The organism is Mycobacterium persicum, assembly GCF_002086915.1.
Taxonomy (GTDB): Bacteria; Actinomycetota; Actinomycetes; order Mycobacteriales; family Mycobacteriaceae; genus Mycobacterium; species Mycobacterium persicum.
On sequence record NZ_MWQA01000001.1, the window covers coordinates 4,101,465 to 4,121,164 of the forward strand.

10 protein-coding genes and 2 pseudogenes are annotated in these 19,700 nt (G+C 67.0%); 9 read left to right on the plus strand and 3 right to left on the minus strand.

The window, feature by feature from the left end; all coding sequences use genetic code 11:
* Positions 1-137: 137 nt before the first annotated feature.
* Together B4U45_RS18800 and B4U45_RS29440 are read right to left on the minus strand one after the other, a co-directional pair.
* Positions 138-563: pseudogene (locus B4U45_RS18800) on the minus strand (mycothiol transferase); the annotation flags it as partial.
* A gap of 55 nt (positions 564-618) precedes the next feature.
* A pseudogene (locus B4U45_RS29440) lies at positions 619-865 on the minus strand (DinB family protein); the annotation flags it as partial.
* A gap of 141 nt (positions 866-1,006) precedes the next feature.
* On the opposite strand from B4U45_RS29440, the gene B4U45_RS18805 reads away from it, so the two are divergent.
* From B4U45_RS18805 to rplL, 5 genes are all read left to right on the plus strand, one after another.
* Positions 1,007-5,170 (plus strand): glycoside hydrolase family 38 N-terminal domain-containing protein, encoded by a 4,164-nt coding sequence (locus tag B4U45_RS18805; protein WP_075547004.1) that lies wholly within the window; start codon positions 1,007-1,009, stop codon positions 5,168-5,170.
* Positions 5,167-5,784: a DUF7158 domain-containing protein gene (locus B4U45_RS18810; RefSeq protein ID WP_075547005.1), complete on the plus strand. Its 618-nt coding sequence runs from the start codon at positions 5,167-5,169 to the stop codon at positions 5,782-5,784. Before B4U45_RS18805 ends, B4U45_RS18810 begins: the two co-directional genes overlap by 4 nt.
* Positions 5,784-6,692, plus strand: a complete 909-nt coding sequence (locus B4U45_RS18815) for an ROK family protein (protein ID WP_083153145.1) — start codon at positions 5,784-5,786, stop codon at positions 6,690-6,692. Before B4U45_RS18810 ends, B4U45_RS18815 begins: the two co-directional genes overlap by 1 nt.
* Before the next feature lie 405 nt (positions 6,693-7,097).
* The gene (rplJ, locus tag B4U45_RS18820; RefSeq protein ID WP_075547007.1) at positions 7,098-7,682 is read left to right on the plus strand and encodes a 50S ribosomal protein L10; all 585 of its coding nucleotides are present in this window, start codon (positions 7,098-7,100) and stop codon (positions 7,680-7,682) included.
* Between the two features lie 33 nt (positions 7,683-7,715).
* A complete protein-coding gene (gene rplL / locus B4U45_RS18825; RefSeq protein ID WP_023370846.1) occupies positions 7,716-8,108 on the plus strand; it encodes a 50S ribosomal protein L7/L12 in 393 nt (130 codons plus the stop codon).
* A gap of 46 nt (positions 8,109-8,154) precedes the next feature.
* On the opposite strand, the gene B4U45_RS18830 is transcribed toward rplL, so the two are convergent.
* Positions 8,155-8,868 carry a TetR/AcrR family transcriptional regulator gene (locus B4U45_RS18830; RefSeq protein ID WP_371686841.1) on the minus strand — a complete coding sequence of 238 codons (714 nt, stop codon included), beginning with the start codon at positions 8,866-8,868 and terminating at the stop codon, positions 8,155-8,157.
* Positions 8,869-8,949: 81 nt separating this feature from the next.
* Between B4U45_RS18830 and B4U45_RS18835 the strand changes: the two genes are divergently transcribed.
* The 4 genes from B4U45_RS18835 (at position 8,950) to B4U45_RS18850 (ending at position 19,660) form a co-directional block, all read left to right on the plus strand.
* Positions 8,950-10,458 carry a carotenoid oxygenase family protein gene (locus tag B4U45_RS18835; protein WP_371686848.1) on the plus strand — a complete coding sequence of 503 codons (1,509 nt, stop codon included), beginning with the start codon at positions 8,950-8,952 and terminating at the stop codon, positions 10,456-10,458.
* Positions 10,459-10,607: 149 nt separating this feature from the next.
* On the plus strand, positions 10,608-11,618 hold the full coding sequence (locus B4U45_RS18840; protein ID WP_075511133.1) for an ABC transporter ATP-binding protein: 1,011 nt from the start codon (positions 10,608-10,610) through the stop codon (positions 11,616-11,618).
* Positions 11,619-12,128: 510 nt separating this feature from the next.
* The gene (rpoB, locus tag B4U45_RS18845; RefSeq protein WP_089024964.1) at positions 12,129-15,665 is read left to right on the plus strand and encodes a DNA-directed RNA polymerase subunit beta; all 3,537 of its coding nucleotides are present in this window, start codon (positions 12,129-12,131) and stop codon (positions 15,663-15,665) included.
* Positions 15,666-15,709: 44 nt separating this feature from the next.
* Positions 15,710-19,660: a DNA-directed RNA polymerase subunit beta' gene (locus B4U45_RS18850; RefSeq protein WP_075547011.1), complete on the plus strand. Its 3,951-nt coding sequence runs from the start codon at positions 15,710-15,712 to the stop codon at positions 19,658-19,660.
* Positions 19,661-19,700: the final 40 nt, after the last annotated feature.

The following is a 19,700-nucleotide window of genomic DNA, read 5'->3' on the forward strand; positions in this document are numbered from 1 at the left end:
TGGAGCCGACTCACAATTTGCGTGCGTCGCTTCACCCGCGGCAAAGGCGCGGCCGATGGATGGGCTATGCCTTCGCCGAACGTGTATCTACTGCGAAAATCGGCGCGGATTTTCGCACTGAGTACACGTTCGGCGGTCTATTTGGGTTGCCAGGGTGTCAGCCACGGCTGCGGCTGCCAGTTCTGCAGGCCGGCGATCAATTCGTACATGGTGGCCCCGTCGATGCTTTCCCGGACGATGTCGGCGTGCCCGGCATGGCGGGCCAGTTCGTTGATCACGTGCAGGATGACCCAGCGCACCGACCAGGCTTCGACGTCCTTGGGAAACCAGGGGGCGTCCCGCGGCACGGGCACCGCGGCGTCCAGGTCAGTGGTGTCGACCAGCCGCAGCGTTTCCGCGTTCTGCGCGGCAAATGCCTCGAGTAAACCGGCCAGGGTTTCCTCGTGCCGCATCACAAATTCGTTGGCGTGTTCGGCGGTGCGTTGCGCTAACGGCCGCGGATCCTCGTGAGGGGCGTCCGGAGCGGCGGCCACCCGTGCCATCCATGCCCTTTGCATACCGGTGACGCGCTAGTTGCCGCAGGGCGGTCGCGGCGTGGGTGGCTTACGGCCAATTCTAGTAGTCCGCGGGCGGACCCCGAAGTGGCGGTGATTGCGCACGGCGAACACTCCGACGATGACGGGAGCCAGCCGCCAGGCGATGATGGTGAACGGCATCGGGCTGGGAGTCGGAAACACGAAATCCACCGAGGCGTCCGGATGCAAGGTCGGCAGTCCCGCATCGGCTGCCAGAAGTATTCGTCGTCGGTCAGGCCGTCCGGGCGCGGGCGCAGCTGGGTGTACCAGTGCCAGACTTGCAGTCGCATCGGATGTGGACGGCGGATGGCGTTGTACTTCGCGATGGTGGGCGCCGAGTTCGAGGTGCTGGAACCGGCGGAGGCGCGGCGGCGGCGGGTGCTGTGGGCAAATGTCTTCGTCGTGACGGTAAGGCACCGTAAGGTGCGGTCATGCAACTGGTTTCGGCGGCATCCACCGAGCTGTTCGTAGGCCCGCCCGACCAGCCGCTGCAACTGGTACGCGTCGCCGTCGCCGGATGCGCCGAGCCGACACCGCTACGCGTCGACGGTGACGGCCTGCGCGGGGAGGCGGTCGTCGCTTCCGGCGAAGAGGTGGTCGAGATCGCGGTCTCGGTGAACCGCCCGGTGCTGGGGTCGCCGTTGCCTGCGTGGGTGCGCGCCCCTGGGGCCGGCCTGGCTTTCGAGTTCGTTGTGGCCGAGCCGGGCTGGACCATGTACATGGTCAGCCACTTCCACTACGACCCGGTGTGGTGGAACACCCAGGCCGGCTACACCAGCCAGTGGCGCGAAGACCCGCCGGGGAGAGCCCGGCAGGCCAACGGCTTCGAGCTCGTGCGCGCTCATCTGGAGCTGGCACGACGCGATCCCGACTATAAGTTCGTGCTCGCGGAAGTCGACTACCTCAAGCCGTACTGGGACACCCATCCCGAGGACCGTGCCGACCTGCGCCGGTTCCTCGCCGAGGACCGTGTCGAGGTGATGGGCGGCACCTATAACGAGCCCAACACCAATCTCACCGGTCCCGAGACGACGATTCGAAACCTGGTGCACGGCAGCGGGTTTCAACGTCACGTACTGGGCGCCGATCCGGCCACCGCCTGGCAGCTCGACGTGTTCGGCCACGACCCGCAATTTCCCGGCATGGCCGCCGACGCGGGGCTGACGTCCAGTTCTTGGGCTCGTGGGCCACACCATCAATGGGGACCTACCCAAGGCGGCCCGGTCGACCGGATGCAGTTTGCCAGCGAGTTCGAGTGGATCTCGCCGTCGGGCCGCGGATTGCTCACCCACTACATGCCGGCGCACTATTCGGCGGGCTGGTGGATGGATTCGTCGACGTCGCTGGCCGAGGCCGAGGAGGCTACGTACGCGCTTTTCGGCCAGCTCAAAAGCGTTGCGCTGACCCGCAATGTGCTGCTGCCGGTCGGCACCGATTACACCCCGCCGAACAAGTGGGTGACCGAGATCCACCGCGACTGGGCCGCGCGCTACACCTGGCCGCGGTTCGTGTGCGGGCTGCCGCGGGAGTTCTTCGCGGCGGTGCGCACCGAACTCGCCGATCGCGGTGCGGTGCCGTCGCCGCAGACCCGCGACATGAACCCGATCTACACCGGCAAGGACGTCTCCTACATCGACACCAAGCAAGCCAATCGGGCCGCCGAGAACGCGGTGTTGGACGCCGAACGATTCGCGGTGTTCGCCGCGGTGTTGACCGGCGCCCGGTATCCGCAGGCAGCGTTGGCCAAAGCCTGGGTGCAGTTGGCCTACGGCGCACACCACGACGCGATCACCGGGTCGGAATCCGACCAGGTTTACCTCGATCTGCTGACCGGCTGGCGTGACGCGTGGGAACTGGGCCGCACCGCCCGCGACAACGCGCTGGCAGCGATTTCCGGCCTGGTCGATGCTCCCGAGGGCGCCGTCGTCGTGTGGAATCCGCTGAGCCGCCGACGCACCGACATCGTCACGGTGCGGCTCGAAGCGCCGCAGGTCGCCGGGGTGCGGGTCTATGACTGCGAGGGCGCCGAGGTTCCCGCACTCGTCGAGCACGACGGGCGGACGGTCACCTGGCTGGCGCGGGACATGCCGTCGCTGGGCTGGCGGTGCTACCGGCTGGACACGGCCGACGGCCCGGCAGGCTGGCAACCGGCATCCGGTGACGCGGTCGCCAACGAGCACTACCGCTTGACCGTCGACCCCGCGCGCGGCGGAGCGGTGTCCTCGCTGATGCAGAACGGTCGTCAGCTCATCGCCGACGGCCGGGTGGGCAACGAGCTTGCCGTCTACGAGGAATACCCCGCGCACCCGACGCAGGGTGAGGGTCCGTGGCACCTGCTACCCAAAGGTCCGGTGGTCTGCTCGTCGGAATCGCCGGCGCAGGTGCGGGCCTACCGGTGCCCGCTGGGCGAGCGGCTGGTGGTGCGCGGCCGGATCGGCACGGTGTTGCGCTACACCCAAACCTTGACCCTGTGGAACGGCGTGCCCCGCGTCGACTGCCGCACCACGGTTGACGGGTTCACCGGCGAAGACCGCTTGCTGCGGCTGCGCTGGCCGTGCCCGGTTCCGGGCGCCATGCCGGTCAGCGAGGTGGGCGATGCCGTCGTCGGGCGCGGTTTCGCGCTGCTGCATGACGGGACTCGGTCGGTTGACACCGCAGACCACCCGTGGACGCTGGACAACCCCGCCTACGGCTGGTTCGGCTTGTCGTCGGCGGCACGGGTCCGGGCCGGCAGTGACGCGGTCCGGGCGGTATCGGTCGCCGAGGTGGTGTCGCCCGGTGAGGAGATGTCGGGCCCGATGGCTCGCGAGCTGATGGTCGCGCTGGTTCGCGCCGGCGTCACGGCCACCTGCAGCGGCGCCGACAAACCGCGCTACGGCAACCTCGACGTGGACTCCAACCTGCCGGATATCCGGATCGCGCTGGGCGGGCCCGACCGCAACGTCTTCACCAAGGCGGTGTTGGCCGAGGCCGCCCCGGCATACGCCGCCGAACTCCAGCGGCAGCTGGCCGAGAACGGCCGGGCCAGGGTGTGGGTGCCGGCCGCGGCGCCGTTGCCGGCGGTCTGGGTGCCCGGGGCGGACCTGCGCGCGCCGAACGCGCTGCCGGTCCTGGTGATCGACGGCCGCGACGACGCCAACCTCGCCGCGGCGATCACCTCGGTGATCGCCGACCTCGACGACGCCGAGATCGAGATCAGTCAACAGGCACCGGCTGCGATGGAACCCTTCGAGGCCCGCACCGTGGCGCTGCTCAACCGCGGGGTGCCCAGCTTCGCCGTCGACACCGAGGGCACCTTGCATACCGCGCTGATGCGCTCCTGCACCGGTTGGCCGTCCGGCGTCTGGATCGACGAACCGCGCCGCACCGCGCCCGACGGCTCGAACTTCCAGCTCCAGCACTGGACACACGATTTCGACTACGCTCTGGTCTGCGCTGACGGCGACTGGCGCCGGGCCGGCCTGCCCACGAGCAGCGCGCAGTTCTCGCATCCGCTCATCGCATTGACCCCGCGAAAATCGGCGGCAAGGCTGCCGTCGGCCGGCTCGCTGCTGCAGGTCGACCCCGCCGATGCGGTTCACCTGGGAGCACTTAAAGCGGCGGGCAACCCGTTGACGGCCGGCAGTGCCCGGCCCGTCGATCCCACGGTGGTCGCGCTGCGGCTGGTGGAGACCACCGGGGCCGCCACCCGCGTCCGGATCGGCTCCGACGTCGCTAAGGTAACCGGATTCCGGATGGCCGACCTGCTGGAATCCCCGCAGCAGCGCAAGCGATCAATCGACCTGCACGGCTACCAGGTCGCGACCGTGGTGGCCCGGCTCGACATCAGCGGGACCCCGGGCGACGCCGAGCTCGCGCCGCAAGCCGAAACGGCGCAGCCGCTGTATGCCCGTTACTGGCTGCACAATCGCGGCCCGGCACCGCTGGGCGGACTGCCGGCCGTCGCCTACCTACATCCCCGGCTGGTCAACGCCGACGCGGGAGACCAGGTGGTGTTGCGCCTCACCGCCGCGAGCGACTGCAGCGACTTCGCGTTGAGCGGCACGGTGGATGTGGTGTGTCCCGGCGGCTGGTCGGTGGCGCCGGCCCGGATGCCGTTCACCTTGGGTGCCGGTGAATGCCTGGAAGCCGATGTCGTTGTGATGATCCCGGCCGACACGCCGCCGGCGCTCTATCCGGTCCGAGCCCAGTTGACCGTCACCGATCGGGAGGCGCCGGCTGCGTGGCGGCAGGTGGTCGAGGACGTGTGCGTGCTCGCGGTTGGGACACCTCAGCAGGAGCTGGCCTACCTCCTCGACGGTCCGGCAGACGTCGACGTGGCCGCCGGCGACTCGGCTCGGCTCACCGTCAGCCTCGGCAGCCGTGCGGGCGCAGACGTGGCAGTCGAGGCCCACCTGATCAGCCCCTGGGGCACCTGGGAGTGGCTCGGTCCGGCCGTACGAGCTGCTGTCTTACCCGCCGGCGGCACGGTCGAGGTTGCATTCGACGTCACGCCGCCGTCGTGGCTGCTACCGGGCCAGTGGTGGGCGCTGGTGCGGGTCGGCTGCGCCGGCGGGCTGGTGTACTCGCCGGCGGTGAAGGTGACGGTGCGATGAGCGCCGACCTGGTTGCGACGGTCGCCGGCGTTCCCGTCCCTGTCGGGGAGGTCGACGTGCGGGAAGCATGGCTACGCAACGGTCCGGGTGCGGCCGCCCTGCCGCCGAGCGGCACCAGCGAGGGACGCCAGCTGCGGCGCTGGCTGACTCAGCTGATCGTCACCGAGCGAGTGATCGCCGCCGAGGTGGCCGCGCGCGGACTGACCGCGGCAGCCGCTCCGACCGAGGTCGAGTTGCTGCCGGATGTGGCGGCGCGATTGGAGATCGGCAGCGTCGCCGCGGCGGTGCTGGCCGATCCGTACGCGCGGGCGCTGTTCGCCGACGTCACCGCCGCGGTGGTGGTCACCGACGACCAGGTGGCCGACTACCATCGGCGCAACCCGCTGCGGTTCGCCGCGCCGCGTCGCGGTGGTCACGGCTGGCGCGTTCCCGCGGTTGCCCGTCCGCCGCTGGAGCAGGTGCGCCCGGCGATCACCGGGCATCTGCTGGACGCCGCCCGGCGGCGCGCCTTTCGAATCTGGCTGGATGCCCGCCGGGCCGCATCGGTGCGATTGGCCCCGGGGTATGAGCATCCCGGCGACCCGCGACAGCCCGACAACACCCACCGTCACTGATGCATACCCTCTGCCTTGACATCGGCGGCACCAAGATCGCCGTAGGCCTGGCCGACCCGGGCGGCTCTCTGGTGCACACCGCCGAACGTCCGACCCCGGCCGCCGAAGGAGCCGAACGGATTTGGGACGTGGTCGCCGCGATGATCGCCGATGCGTTGCTCGTCGCCGGTGGCGCCGTTCGTGGTGTGGGCATCGCGTCAGCCGGTCCGATCGACCGGCACAGCGGAACCGTCAGCCCGATCAACATCCCGTCGTGGCGGGGGTTTCCGGTGCGCGACCGGGTTTCGGCGGTGGTGCGCGGAGCGCCGGTGGAGCTGGGCGGCGACGGCGTGTGCATGGCGTTGGGCGAGCACTGGCTCGGCGCGGGACGCGGCGCCCGATTCCTGCTGGGGATGGTGGTGTCCACCGGTGTCGGCGGCGGATTGGTGCTCAACGGTGCTCCCTATCCCGGCCGCACCGGAAACGCCGGTCACGTCGGTCACGTCGTGGTCGACCAGGACGGCGCGCGGTGTGCGTGCGGTGGCCGCGGTTGCGTGGAGACCATCGCGTCCGGCCCGTCGATGGTGCGTTGGGCCCGCGACAACGGCTGGTCCGCGCCGAGGGGCGCCGGCGCCAAGGAGCTTGCCGAGGCAGCGGTGGCGGGAAATGCGTTGGCGCTGGGGGCTTTCCGGCGGGGCGCCACCGCGCTGGCGGCGATGATCGCGTCCGTCGGGGCGGTGTGCGATCTGGACCTCGTGGTCGTCGGCGGGGGAGTGGCCAAATCGGGGCGCCTGCTGTTCGACCCGCTGCGCGCGACGCTGGCCGACTATGCCCGGCTGGATTTCCTGGCCGGGCTGCGGGTGGTGCCGGCCCAGCTCGGCGGTGCGGCCGGGCTGGTCGGCGCGGCCCGTCTGGTGGGGCCCGGCTAACCACGAGCCGCGACGGACCAGAGTCGGCCGGTTGCACGCCAACCTGGTCGGACACGTCGGTGCGTCGCCGCGCGGCATGCTCATCCGGAGCCGTGGGCGCACACTCGATATGCCGGCGGTGCGCCGGGCCCACGTGGTTTTTGGCTGATCGAACCGGTACCGCTATTGTTGTGGCCGATCCACCGAAGACCGTCGGTCACCGAGCAATCGGTTGAAGGTCCGGGAACAACCCGGCGGCCCACGCAGGAGGACGAGGCATCAGCGCCGGCGCAAGCGTCGGTGCATCAGTTACGCCCCGTGCCGCTTCCTGCGCCGGGGCGTTCGTGATTCCTAGACATTGTTCGACGTTCTTAGACGCTTCGAGGTGGCCGCAGACGCCACGTCGCACACTTGTAGGAGGTATGCATGGCCAGAGCTGACAAGGCCACCGCCGTTGCAGACATCGCCGAGCGCTTCAAGGCCTCGACCGCGACCGTCATCACCGAATACCGCGGCTTGACGGTGGCCAACCTGGCCCAGCTGCGCCGATCGCTGGGCGAGTCGGCCACCTACGCCGTGGCCAAGAACACCCTCATCAAGCGAGCGGCCTCCGAGGCCGGTATCGACGGCCTCGATGAGCTGTTCGCGGGCCCCACGGCGATCGCGTTCGTCACCGGTGAACCGGTCGACGCGGCCAAGGCCCTCAAGACCTTCGCCCGGGAACACAAGGCGCTGGTCATCAAGGGCGGCTACATGGACGGCCACCCGTTGACCGTCGCGGAGGTGGAGCGGATCGCCGACCTGGAGTCGCGCGAGGTGCTGCTGGCCAAGCTGGCCGGCGCGATGAAGGGCAACCTCGCCAAGGCCGCCGGGCTGTTCAACGCGCCCGCCTCGCAGGTTGCCCGGTTGGCGGCGGCGCTGCAGGAGAAGCGGGCCGCGGCAGAACCTGCCGCGGACACAGCGGCTACTACGCCTGAAACCCCGGCTCCAGAACCAGCATCAGCCGAATAACCCCACTACCCGAAACCAGGAAGGACCCACACCATGGCCAAGCTCTCGACAGACGAACTGCTTGACGCGTTCAAGGAAATGACCCTGTTGGAGCTCTCCGACTTCGTCAAGAAGTTCGAGGAGACCTTCGAGGTCACGGCGGCCGCACCGGTCGCCGTCGCAGCGGCCGGTCCGGCCGCCGGTGGCGCGCCGGCCGAGGCCGCCGAAGAGCAGTCCGAGTTCGACGTGATCCTCGAGGCCGCCGGCGAGAAGAAGATCGGCGTCATCAAGGTTGTCCGCGAAATCGTCTCGGGCCTGGGCCTCAAGGAGGCCAAGGACCTGGTCGACAGCGCACCCAAGCCGCTGCTCGAAAAGGTTGCCAAGGAGGCTGCCGACGACGCCAAGGCCAAGCTCGAGGCCGCCGGCGCCACCGTCACCGTCAAGTAAGTCCGTACGCCAAGCCCCCGGTACCAGAACCGGGGGCTTGGTGCGATCAGCCGAACGCGGAGCGCTGCGACAGCCGCACCCGCTCGGGCGAATCACCCAGCGCCACAAGCAGGTTCGTGGTCATCGCGGCCAACACCGGTGGGACCGCCGCACCTTCCTCGCCGAAGAAGCCGGCCAGTTCGAGCATCACGAAGCCGTGGATCAACGCCCAGAACTGGGCGGCAACCGAAACGACCACCCGGTCCGGGACGTCGCCGTCGCCCGTCGAACCCACAGTGATTCGTCCCGCGATTCGTCCCGCCAGCATCGAGCGGTGCACCGCGCGCACCACGTGCGCGAAGCTGGGGTGGTGCTGCTCGATCTCCACGATCGTCAGCGTCAGGACATCGTGGGCCGGCGCCTTGATGCCATGTGCGCTGGTACTGCCGAACATCAGCCGATACATATGCGGCCGGTCGATGGCATAGCGTCGATACGCCGCTCCGACAACCAATAGATCGGCAACGGGGTCAGTCGTCGGTGCCACCGCCAGGGCGGCGTCGAACTGCCGCAATCCCTCTTCGGCCACCTCGGCAATGAGTTCCCGCATGCCGCCGAAATGGGTGTAGACCGACATCGTCGAGGTTCCGGCGGCTCCGGACACCTTGCGGGTTTGCAGGGCGTCGGGTCCATGCTCGTCGAGCAGGGCGACGGCGGCATGCACCATCTCCTCGCGAACACTGCGAATGCCGTGTTGGGCGTGCTCACTCATTCTCGTCATCCCTTGCCATCGTCCCATCGCAGGCGTACGGTCCGAATAACACTGAAATAACGACGTTATAGGAGTTTGGCCGTGACGACAATGCGAACTGCCCAATCCCGGAACCCGTATCTCGAGGGTCTGCTGGCGCCGGTGCGCAACGAGGTGACCGCGACCGACCTGAAGGTCACCGGCCAGATCCCGGAGCATCTCGACGGACGGTATCTGCGCAATGGACCCAACCCCGTCGCCGAGGTCGATCCCGCCGTCTATCACTGGTTCAGCGGTGACGGGATGGTCCACGGGGTCGCCCTGCGTGAAGGGCGAGCCAGCTGGTATCGCAACCGCTGGGTGCGCAGCCTGCCGGTATGCGCGGCCCTCGGGGAGCCGGCTCCGAGCAGACTCGATCACCGGGCGGGCATGTTGTCCCTGGGCGCCAACACCAGCGTGCTGACCCACGCCGGACGAACCCTGGCGCTCGTCGAGGGCGGCGTCGCCAACTATGAGCTCACCGAGGACCTCGACACCGTCGGGACATGCGACTTCGACGGCACATTGACGGGCGGCTACACCGCCCACCCACACCGCGACCCGCGGACCGGCGAACTGCATGCGGTGTCGTACTCGTTTGCTCGCGGACGGACCGTGCAGTACTCCGTGATCGACACCCAGGGGCGGGCACGGCGCACCGTGGATATCGAGGTGACCGGGTCGCCGATGATGCACGACTTCTCCTTGACCGACAAGTACGTGGTGATCTACGACCTGCCGGTCACCTTCGACGCGTCGCAGGTGCTACCCGCGAAGCTGCCGGGCTGGCTGAGTTTGCCCGCGCGACTGGTAATGCAGGCGGTGATCGGTCACGTCCGGGTCCCCGGCCCGATCGCCGCGATGATGAACCGCAACCCCAAGCCGTCCGATCGGATGCCCTACGCCTGGAACCAGGACTACCCGGCCCGCATCGGAGTCATGCCCCGAGACGGCGGCAACGAGGACGTCCGGTGGTTCGACATCGAACCCTGCTACGTCTACCACCCGCTCAACGCCTACACCGAAACCCGAGACGGGTCCGAACTGCTGATACTCGACGTGGTGCGGTATGCGCGAATGTTCGACCACGACCGGCACGGCCCCGGCGACACCCGTCCGTCATTGGATCGCTGGACCATCAATCTGGCCACCGGTGCCGTCACCACCGAATGCCGCGACGACCGGCCGCAGGAATTTCCCCGGATCAACGAGACCTTGCTCGGCGGTCGGCATCGGTTCGGCTACACCCTCGGGGTGGACGGCGGCTACCTGACCGGCGGAACGACGGAAATGTCCACCTCGCTGTACAAGCACGACTACGAGACCGGATCTAGCCAGGCGGCCCCGCTGGATGCCGCCCTGCTGATCGGCGAGATGTGCTTCGTCCCGAACCCGCGGGACACTTCCGGGGAACGGGCGGAGGACGACGGCATCCTCATGGGGTACGGCTACCACCGCGACCGCGACGAGGGCCAGCTGTTGTTGCTGGACGCCCAGACGTGCGAATTGATGGCCACCGTGCACCTGCCGCAGCGGGTCCCGATGGGCTTCCACGGCAACTGGGCGCCGGCGACCCGTTGAGGCCCCCGACACCGCCCGCCAGCCCCGGCCAGGATTGTTATGTATCCAACCCTGATGTCGCGCCCCAGCGGTGCGCTACAGTGACTCAAGCCACATAAAGTGGCAGGTGGCGGGCATCTTGCCAATGTTGAGCGTCGGAAGGATTTCCCATGGGCGTCGCTATCGAGGTCAACGGACTCACGAAGTCCTTCGGTTCCTCGAGGATCTGGGAGGACGTCACGCTCACGATCCCCGCGGGCGAGGTCAGCGTGTTGCTGGGGCCGTCGGGTACCGGCAAGTCGGTGTTCCTGAAGTCCCTGATCGGCCTGCTTCGGCCGGAACGCGGCTCGATCGTCATCGACGGCACCGACATCATCGAGTGCTCGGCCAAAGAGCTCTACGAGATCCGGACGCTGTTCGGTGTGCTTTTCCAGGACGGTGCGCTGTTCGGATCGATGAACCTGTTCGACAACACCGCTTTCCCGCTGCGTGAGCACACCAAGAAAAAAGAAAAAGAGATCCGCGACATCGTCATGGAGAAGCTGGCGCTGGTCGGCTTGGGCGGTGACGAGAAGAAGTTCCCCGGCGAGATCTCCGGCGGTATGCGCAAGCGTGCCGGGCTGGCGCGGGCGCTGGTCCTCGATCCGCAGATCATCCTCTGCGACGAGCCCGACTCTGGCCTGGACCCCGTCCGTACCGCCTATCTGAGCCAGCTGATCATGGACATCAATGCCCAGATCGACGCGACCATCCTCATCGTGACCCACAACATCAACATCGCCCGTACGGTGCCCGACAACATGGGCATGTTATTCCGCAAGCACCTGGTCATGTTCGGGCCCCGCGAAGTGCTGCTGACCAGCGACGAGCCGGTGGTGCGACAGTTCCTCAACGGCCGGCGCATCGGGCCGATCGGCATGTCCGAAGAGAAGGACGAGGCCACCATGGCCGAAGAGCAGGCGCTGCTCGACGCCGGTCACCAGGCGGGCGGTGTCGAGGAGATCGAGGGCGTGCCGCCGCAGATCACCGCGACGCCGGGCATGCCGGAGCGCAAAGCGGTGGGGCGGCGCCAGGCCCGGGTGCGCGCCATGCTGCACACCCTGCCGAAGAAAGCGCAGGAAGCGATCCTCGACGATCTCGAGGGCACGCACAAGTATCACGCGAGCGAGTTCGGCGGCTAGCCCCGTCGCGCCGGCGCTCAAGCGTCGCACCCTGTAGCGGTGACGGCGGCTGTTTGGTCGATCTCATCCGCGGTGACGCAACTAACAGTGGCCGTATCCGCGGCCGGCCGGTGAGCAAGAATTCACGCTAACTTGCGGTAACTTGCCGCCCGTCCCCTTGACGACGGCGCGTAAACGGGTCAATCTGTTGGGCAGCATGTGTTGTACCTGTACCTGGGCAAGTCGAAATGCCAGCCAGCGCCGCTTCCCGGGGACACATATCGGTAGCTATTTGAGGAATGCGCCGTCCTGCGCTAGTGTAGGACGTTGCGCTGGCTACCTCCTGCCCACCTCACCCGCCACTTGACATCGTGGTCTAAGCCTGAGCCCAGTTTCCGGCTCAGTTGTTTGGTTGCGTGCGTGAGATCCGGACAGTTCGTTCGCCGGCCTAACCGACACAATTATCTGCGGCGAACAGGTCCGGTGACCGCCGGCTCCAGGTAGTCGCACGAGGTGCTGGAAGGACGCATCTTGGCTGATTTCCGCCAAAGCAAAACAGACGCTAGTCCCGCTCAGAGTCGCCCGCAAAGTTCTTCAAACAGCTCCGTGCCCGGAGCGCCTAATCGGGTTTCCTTCGCCAAGCTCCGCGAACCCCTGGAGGTTCCGGGGCTGCTTGACGTGCAGATTGACTCGTTCGAGTGGCTGATCGGCTCCCAGCGCTGGCGGGACTCCGCTATCGCCCGAGGCGAGGCCGCAGGCGGGATGAACCCGATCGGTGGCCTGGAGGAGGTGCTCGACGAGCTTTCGCCGATCGAGGATTTCTCCGGCTCGATGTCGCTGTCTTTCTCCGACCCCCGCTTTGACGAGGTCAAAGCACCGGTCGACGAGTGCAAAGACAAGGACATGACCTACGCCGCCCCGCTGTTCGTGACGGCCGAATTCATCAATAACAACACCGGCGAGATCAAGAGCCAGACGGTGTTCATGGGTGACTTCCCGATGATGACCGAGAAGGGCACGTTCATCATCAACGGGACCGAACGGGTGGTGGTCAGCCAGCTCGTCCGGTCGCCCGGTGTCTACTTCGACGAGACCATCGACAAGTCCACCGACAAGACGCTGCACAGCGTCAAGGTGATCCCCAGTCGGGGGGCCTGGCTGGAATTCGACGTCGACAAGCGCGACACCGTCGGCGTGCGCATCGACCGCAAGCGCCGCCAGCCGGTCACGGTGTTGCTCAAGGCCCTCGGCTGGACCAGCGAGCGGATCACCGAGCGGTTCGGGTTCTCCGAGATCATGATGTCGACGCTGGAAAAAGACAACACCGCCGGCACCGACGAAGCGCTGCTGGACATCTACCGCAAGCTGCGTCCGGGCGAGCCGCCGACCAAAGAATCCGCGCAGACCCTGCTGGAGAACCTGTTCTTCAAGGAGAAGCGCTACGACCTGGCCCGCGTCGGCCGCTACAAGGTCAACAAGAAGCTCGGCCTCAACACCAAGGACCCGATCACCACGACGACGCTGACCGAAGAAGACGTCGTCGCCACCATCGAGTACCTGGTCCGCCTGCACCACGCTTCTCAGGATGGCCAGCCCGCGGTCATGACGGTCCCGGGCGGGGTCGAGGTGCCGGTGGAAACCGACGACATCGACCACTTCGGCAACCGTCGGCTGCGCACCGTGGGCGAGCTGATCCAGAACCAGATCCGGGTCGGCATGTCGAGGATGGAGCGCGTCGTCCGGGAGCGGATGACCACTCAGGACGTCGAGGCGATCACGCCACAGACCCTGATCAACATCCGCCCGGTAGTCGCCGCCATCAAGGAGTTCTTCGGCACCAGCCAGCTCTCCCAGTTCATGGACCAGAACAACCCGCTGTCGGGCCTGACCCACAAGCGCCGGCTTTCGGCGCTGGGCCCCGGCGGTTTGTCCCGTGAGCGGGCCGGCCTGGAAGTGCGTGATGTGCACCCGTCGCACTACGGCCGGATGTGTCCGATCGAAACCCCGGAGGGTCCGAACATCGGCCTGATCGGCTCGCTGTCGGTGTACGCGCGGGTCAACCCGTTCGGCTTCATCGAGACGCCGTATAGACGCGTCGTCAGCGGAGTTGTTACGGATGAGATCCACTACTTGACGGCCGACGAGGAGGATCGCCACGTCGTGGCGCAGGCCAACTCGCCGATCGACGCGCAGGGCCGCTTCGTCGAGCCCCGGGTGCTGGTGCGCCGCAAGGCCGGCGAGGTCGAGTACGTGGCCTCGTCGGAGGTGGACTACATGGATGTGTCGCCACGCCAGATGGTGTCGGTGGCCACGGCCATGATTCCGTTCCTCGAGCACGACGACGCCAACCGGGCCCTGATGGGCGCCAACATGCAGCGCCAGGCGGTACCGCTGGTGCGCAGTGAGGCGCCGCTGGTGGGCACCGGCATGGAGTTGCGTGCGGCCATCGACGCCGGCGACGTCGTCGTCGCCGAGAAGTCGGGGGTGATCGAGGAGGTGTCCGCCGACTACATCACCGTGATGGCCGACGACGGCACCCGGCACACCTACCGGATGCGCAAGTTCGCCCGCTCTAACCACGGCACCTGCGCCAACCAGTCTCCGATCGTGGACGCCGGAGACCGGGTCGAGGCCGGGCAGGTCATCGCCGACGGTCCGTGTACGCAAAACGGCGAGATGGCGCTGGGCAAGAACCTGCTGGTGGCGATCATGCCGTGGGAGGGTCACAACTACGAGGACGCCATCATCCTGTCCAACCGGCTCGTCGAGGAGGACATCCTCACCTCGATCCACATCGAGGAGCACGAGATCGACGCCCGCGACACCAAGCTTGGCGCCGAGGAGATCACCCGCGACATCCCGAACGTCTCCGACGAGGTGCTGGCGGACCTGGACGAGCGTGGCATCGTGCGCATCGGCGCCGAGGTCCGTGACGGCGACATCCTGGTCGGCAAGGTCACCCCGAAGGGGGAGACGGAGCTGACCCCCGAGGAGCGGCTACTGCGGGCGATCTTCGGCGAAAAGGCCCGAGAGGTCCGCGACACCTCGCTGAAGGTGCCGCACGGCGAGTCCGGCAAGGTGATCGGCATCCGGGTGTTCTCCCGCGAGGACGATGACGAGCTTCCCGCCGGCGTCAACGAACTGGTCCGCGTCTACGTGGCCCAGAAGCGCAAGATCTCCGACGGCGACAAGCTGGCCGGGCGGCACGGCAACAAGGGCGTCATCGGCAAGATACTCGCGCAAGAGGACATGCCGTTCCTGCCGGACGGGACTCCGGTGGACATCATCCTCAACACCCACGGTGTGCCGCGACGGATGAACATCGGCCAGATCCTGGAGACCCACCTGGGGTGGTGCGCGCACAGCGGGTGGCAGATCGCGGGTACACCCGACTGGGCGGCCAACCTGCCCGAGGCGTTGCGCAGCGCCGAGCCGAACCAGATCGTGTCCACTCCGGTGTTCGACGGCGCCCAGGAGGCCGAACTGCAGGGACTGTTGTCATCGACATTGCCCAACCGTGACGGCGACGTGCTGGTCGACGGCGACGGCAAGGCGGTCCTCTTCGACGGCCGTAGCGGAGAGCCGTTCCCGTACCCGGTGACCGTTGGCTACATGTACATCATGAAGCTGCATCACCTGGTGGACGACAAGATCCACGCCCGCTCCACCGGCCCGTACTCGATGATCACCCAGCAGCCGCTGGGCGGTAAGGCGCAGTTCGGTGGCCAGCGGTTCGGCGAGATGGAGTGCTGGGCCATGCAGGCCTACGGCGCGGCGTACACGCTGCAGGAGTTGCTGACCATCAAGTCCGACGACACCGTCGGCCGGGTCAAGGTCTACGAGGCGATCGTCAAGGGCGAGAACATCCCCGAGCCGGGCATCCCCGAGTCGTTCAAGGTGCTGCTCAAGGAGCTGCAGTCGTTGTGCCTCAACGTGGAGGTGCTGTCGTCCGACGGCGCGGCGATCGAGCTGCGCGAAGGCGAGGACGAGGACCTGGAGCGTGCGGCGGCGAATCTCGGAATCAACTTGTCCCGCAACGAATCCGCCTCTGTCGAGGACTTGGCCTGAACCTTCTTGGAAGTAACTAAACCCGCAAGGGGAAAGGGAGTTACGTGCTAGACGTCAACTTCTTCGATGAACTCCGTATCGGCCTGGCCACCGCGGAGGACATCCGGCAGTGGTCCTACGGCGAGGTCAAGAAGCCGGAGACCATCAACTACCGCACGCTCAAGCCGGAGAAGGATGGCTTGTTCTGCGAGAAGATCTTCGGGCCGACTCGCGACTGGGAGTGCTACTGCGGCAAGTACAAGCGGGTGCGCTTCAAGGGCATCATCTGCGAGCGTTGCGGTGTCGAGGTGACCCGCGCCAAGGTGCGCCGGGAACGGATGGGCCACATCGAGTTGGCCGCACCCGTCACCCACATCTGGTACTTCAAGGGCGTGCCGTCGCGCCTGGGCTACCTGCTGGACCTGGCGCCCAAGGACCTCGAGAAGATCATCTACTTCGCCGCCTACGTAATCACCGCGGTCGATGACGAGATGCGGCACAACGAGCTGTCCACCCTCGAGGCCGAAATGATGGTGGAGCGCAAGGCCGTTGAGGACCAGCGTGACGCGGACCTGGAAGCGCGTGCCCAAAAGCTGGAGACCGACCTGGCCCAGCTGGAGGCCGAGGGCGCCAAGGCCGACGCCCGGCGCAAGGTTCGCGACGGCGGCGAGCGCGAGATGCGTCAGCTGCGCGACCGCGCCCAGCGCGAGCTGGACCGGCTGGAGGACATCTGGAACACCTTCACCAAGCTGGCGCCAAAGCAGCTGATCGTCGACGAGAACCTCTACCGCGAACTGCAGGACCGTTACGGCGAATACTTCACCGGCGCCATGGGTGCGGAGTCGATCCAGAAGCTCATCGAGAACTTCGACATCGACGCCGAAGCCGAGTCGCTGCGTGAGGTCATCCGAAGCGGCAAGGGGCAAAAGAAGCTTCGTGCCCTCAAGCGTCTGAAGGTGGTGGCGGCTTTCCAGCAGTCCGGCAACTCGCCGATGGGCATGGTCCTGGACGCCGTCCCGGTGATCCCCCCGGAGCTGCGTCCGATGGTGCAGCTCGACGGTGGCCGCTTTGCCACCAGCGACCTCAACGACCTCTACCGCCGGGTGATCAACCGCAACAACCGGCTCAAGCGGCTGATCGATCTCGGCGCGCCCGAGATCATCGTCAACAACGAGAAGCGGATGCTGCAGGAGTCGGTGGACGCGCTGTTCGACAACGGCCGCCGCGGCCGTCCGGTCACCGGGCCGGGCAACCGTCCGCTGAAGTCGCTGTCGGATCTGTTGAAGGGCAAGCAGGGCCGGTTCCGTCAGAACCTGCTCGGCAAGCGTGTCGACTACTCGGGCAGGTCCGTGATCGTGGTCGGTCCGCAGCTCAAGTTGCACCAGTGCGGTCTGCCCAAGCTGATGGCGTTGGAGTTGTTCAAGCCGTTCGTGATGAAGCGTCTGGTCGACCTCAACCACGCGCAGAACATCAAGAGCGCCAAGCGGATGGTGGAACGTCAGCGTCCCCAGGTGTGGGATGTGCTCGAGGAGGTCATCGCCGAGCACCCGGTGTTGCTGAACCGGGCGCCCACCCTGCACCGGCTGGGCATCCAGGCGTTCGAGCCGATGCTGATCGAGGGCAAGGCGATTCAACTGCACCCGCTGGTGTGTGAGGCGTTCAACGCCGACTTCGACGGTGACCAGATGGCCGTGCACCTGCCGTTGTCCGCCGAGGCCCAGGCCGAGGCACGCATCCTGATGCTGTCATCCAACAACATCCTGTCGCCGGCTTCGGGTCGCCCGTTGGCCATGCCGCGGCTGGACATGGTGACCGGGTTGTACTACTTGACCACCGAGGTCGACGGCGACACCGGCGAATACCAGCCGGCCGCAGCCGACCGTCCCGAGACGGGGGTGTACTCCTCGCCGGCCGAAGCCATCATGGCTGCCGACCGCGGTGTGCTCTCGGTGCGGGCCAAGATCAAGGTGCGGCTGACCCAGTTGCGTCCGTCCGCTGAGATCGAGTCCGAGCTGTTCGGGGCCAACGGCTGGCATCCGGGCGAGCCCTGGATTGCCGAGACGACGCTGGGCCGGGTGCTGTTCAACGAGCTGCTGCCGCCGGGCTATCCGTTCGTGAACAAGCAGATGCACAAGAAGGTTCAGGCCGCGATCATCAACGACCTGGCCGAGCGCTACCCGATGATCGTGGTGGCGCAGACCGTCGACAAGCTCAAGGACGCAGGGTTCTATTGGGCAACCCGAAGCGGTGTCACGGTCTCGATGGCCGACGTGCTGGTTCCACCCCGCAAGAAGGAGATCCTCGACCGCTACGAGGATCGCGCCGACAAGGTCGAAAAGCAGTTCCAGCGTGGTGCTTTGAACCACGACGAACGCAACGAGGCCTTGGTGGAGATCTGGAAGGAAGCCACCGACGAGGTGGGCCAGGCGCTGCGGGAGCACTATCCCAGCGACAATCCGATCATCACCATCGTCGACTCGGGTGCCACGGGTAACTTCACCCAGACCCGGACGCTGGCCGGGATGAAGGGTCTGGTGACCAACCCCAAGGGTGAGTTCATCCCGCGTCCGGTCAAGTCGTCGTTCCGTGAGGGCCTGACCGTGCTGGAGTACTTCATCAACACCCACGGTGCTCGAAAGGGCTTGGCCGACACCGCGTTGCGTACCGCCGACTCGGGCTACCTGACCCGTCGTCTGGTGGACGTGTCCCAGGATGTCATCGTGCGCGAGCACGACTGCGGCACCGAGCGCGGCATCGTGGTCGAGCTGGCCGAGCGTCAGCCCGACGGTGCGCTGATCCGCGACCCGTATATCGAAACCTCAGCCTACGCAAGGACTTTGGGTATCGACGCGGTCGACGAGGCGGGCAACGTGGTGGTCGCGCGCGGCGAGGATCTGGGTGATCCGGAGATCGATGCGTTGCTGGCCGCGGGGATCACGCAGGTGAAGGTGCGTTCGGTGCTGACCTGCACCACCGGCACCGGCGTGTGCGCGACGTGTTATGGGCGCTCGATGGCCACCGGCAAGCTGGTCGACATCGGTGAAGCGGTCGGTATTGTGGCCGCCCAGTCGATTGGTGAGCCGGGCACCCAGTTGACCATGCGTACCTTCCACCAGGGTGGTGTCGGTGAGGACATCACCGGCGGTCTGCCACGGGTGCAGGAGCTGTTCGAGGCCCGGGTGCCGCGCGGCAAGGCGCCGATCGCCGACGTCACCGGCCGGGTCCGGCTGGAAGACGGTGAGCGTTTCTACAAGATCACCATCGTGCCCGACGACGGCAGCGAGGAGGTCGTGTACGACAAGCTCTCCAAGCGGCAGCGGCTGCGGGTGTTCAAGCACGAGGACGGCTCGGAGCGGGTGCTTTCCGACGGCGACCACGTCGAGGTGGGCCAGCAGCTGATGGAAGGCTCGGCCGACCCGCACGAGGTGCTGCGGGTCCAGGGTCCCCGCGAGGTGCAGATCCACCTGGTCCGCGAGGTCCAGGAGGTGTACCGGGCGCAGGGTGTGTCGATCCACGACAAGCACATCGAGGTGATCGTGCGCCAGATGCTGCGCCGGGTCACCATCATCGACTCGGGCTCGACGGAGTTCCTGCCCGGCTCGTTGATCGATCGTGCCGAGTTCGAGGCGGAGAACCGCCGGGTGGTGGCCGAGGGCGGCGAGCCCGCCGCCGGCCGTCCGGTGCTGATGGGTATCACGAAGGCGTCGCTGGCCACCGACTCGTGGCTTTCTGCGGCGTCGTTCCAGGAGACCACCCGGGTGCTGACCGATGCGGCGATCAATTGCCGCAGCGACAAGCTCAACGGTCTGAAGGAGAACGTGATCATCGGCAAGCTGATCCCGGCCGGTACCGGTATCAACCGGTATCGCAACATCGCGGTGCAGCCCACCGAGGAGGCGCGCGCCGCGGCGTACACGATCCCGTCGTACGAGGATCAGTACTACAGCCCGGACTTCGGCCAGGCCACCGGGGCCGCGGTGCCGTTGGACGACTACGGCTACAGCGACTACCGGTAGACGCGCATAGAAGAAAGCCCCGGGCCTTGCCCGGGGCTTT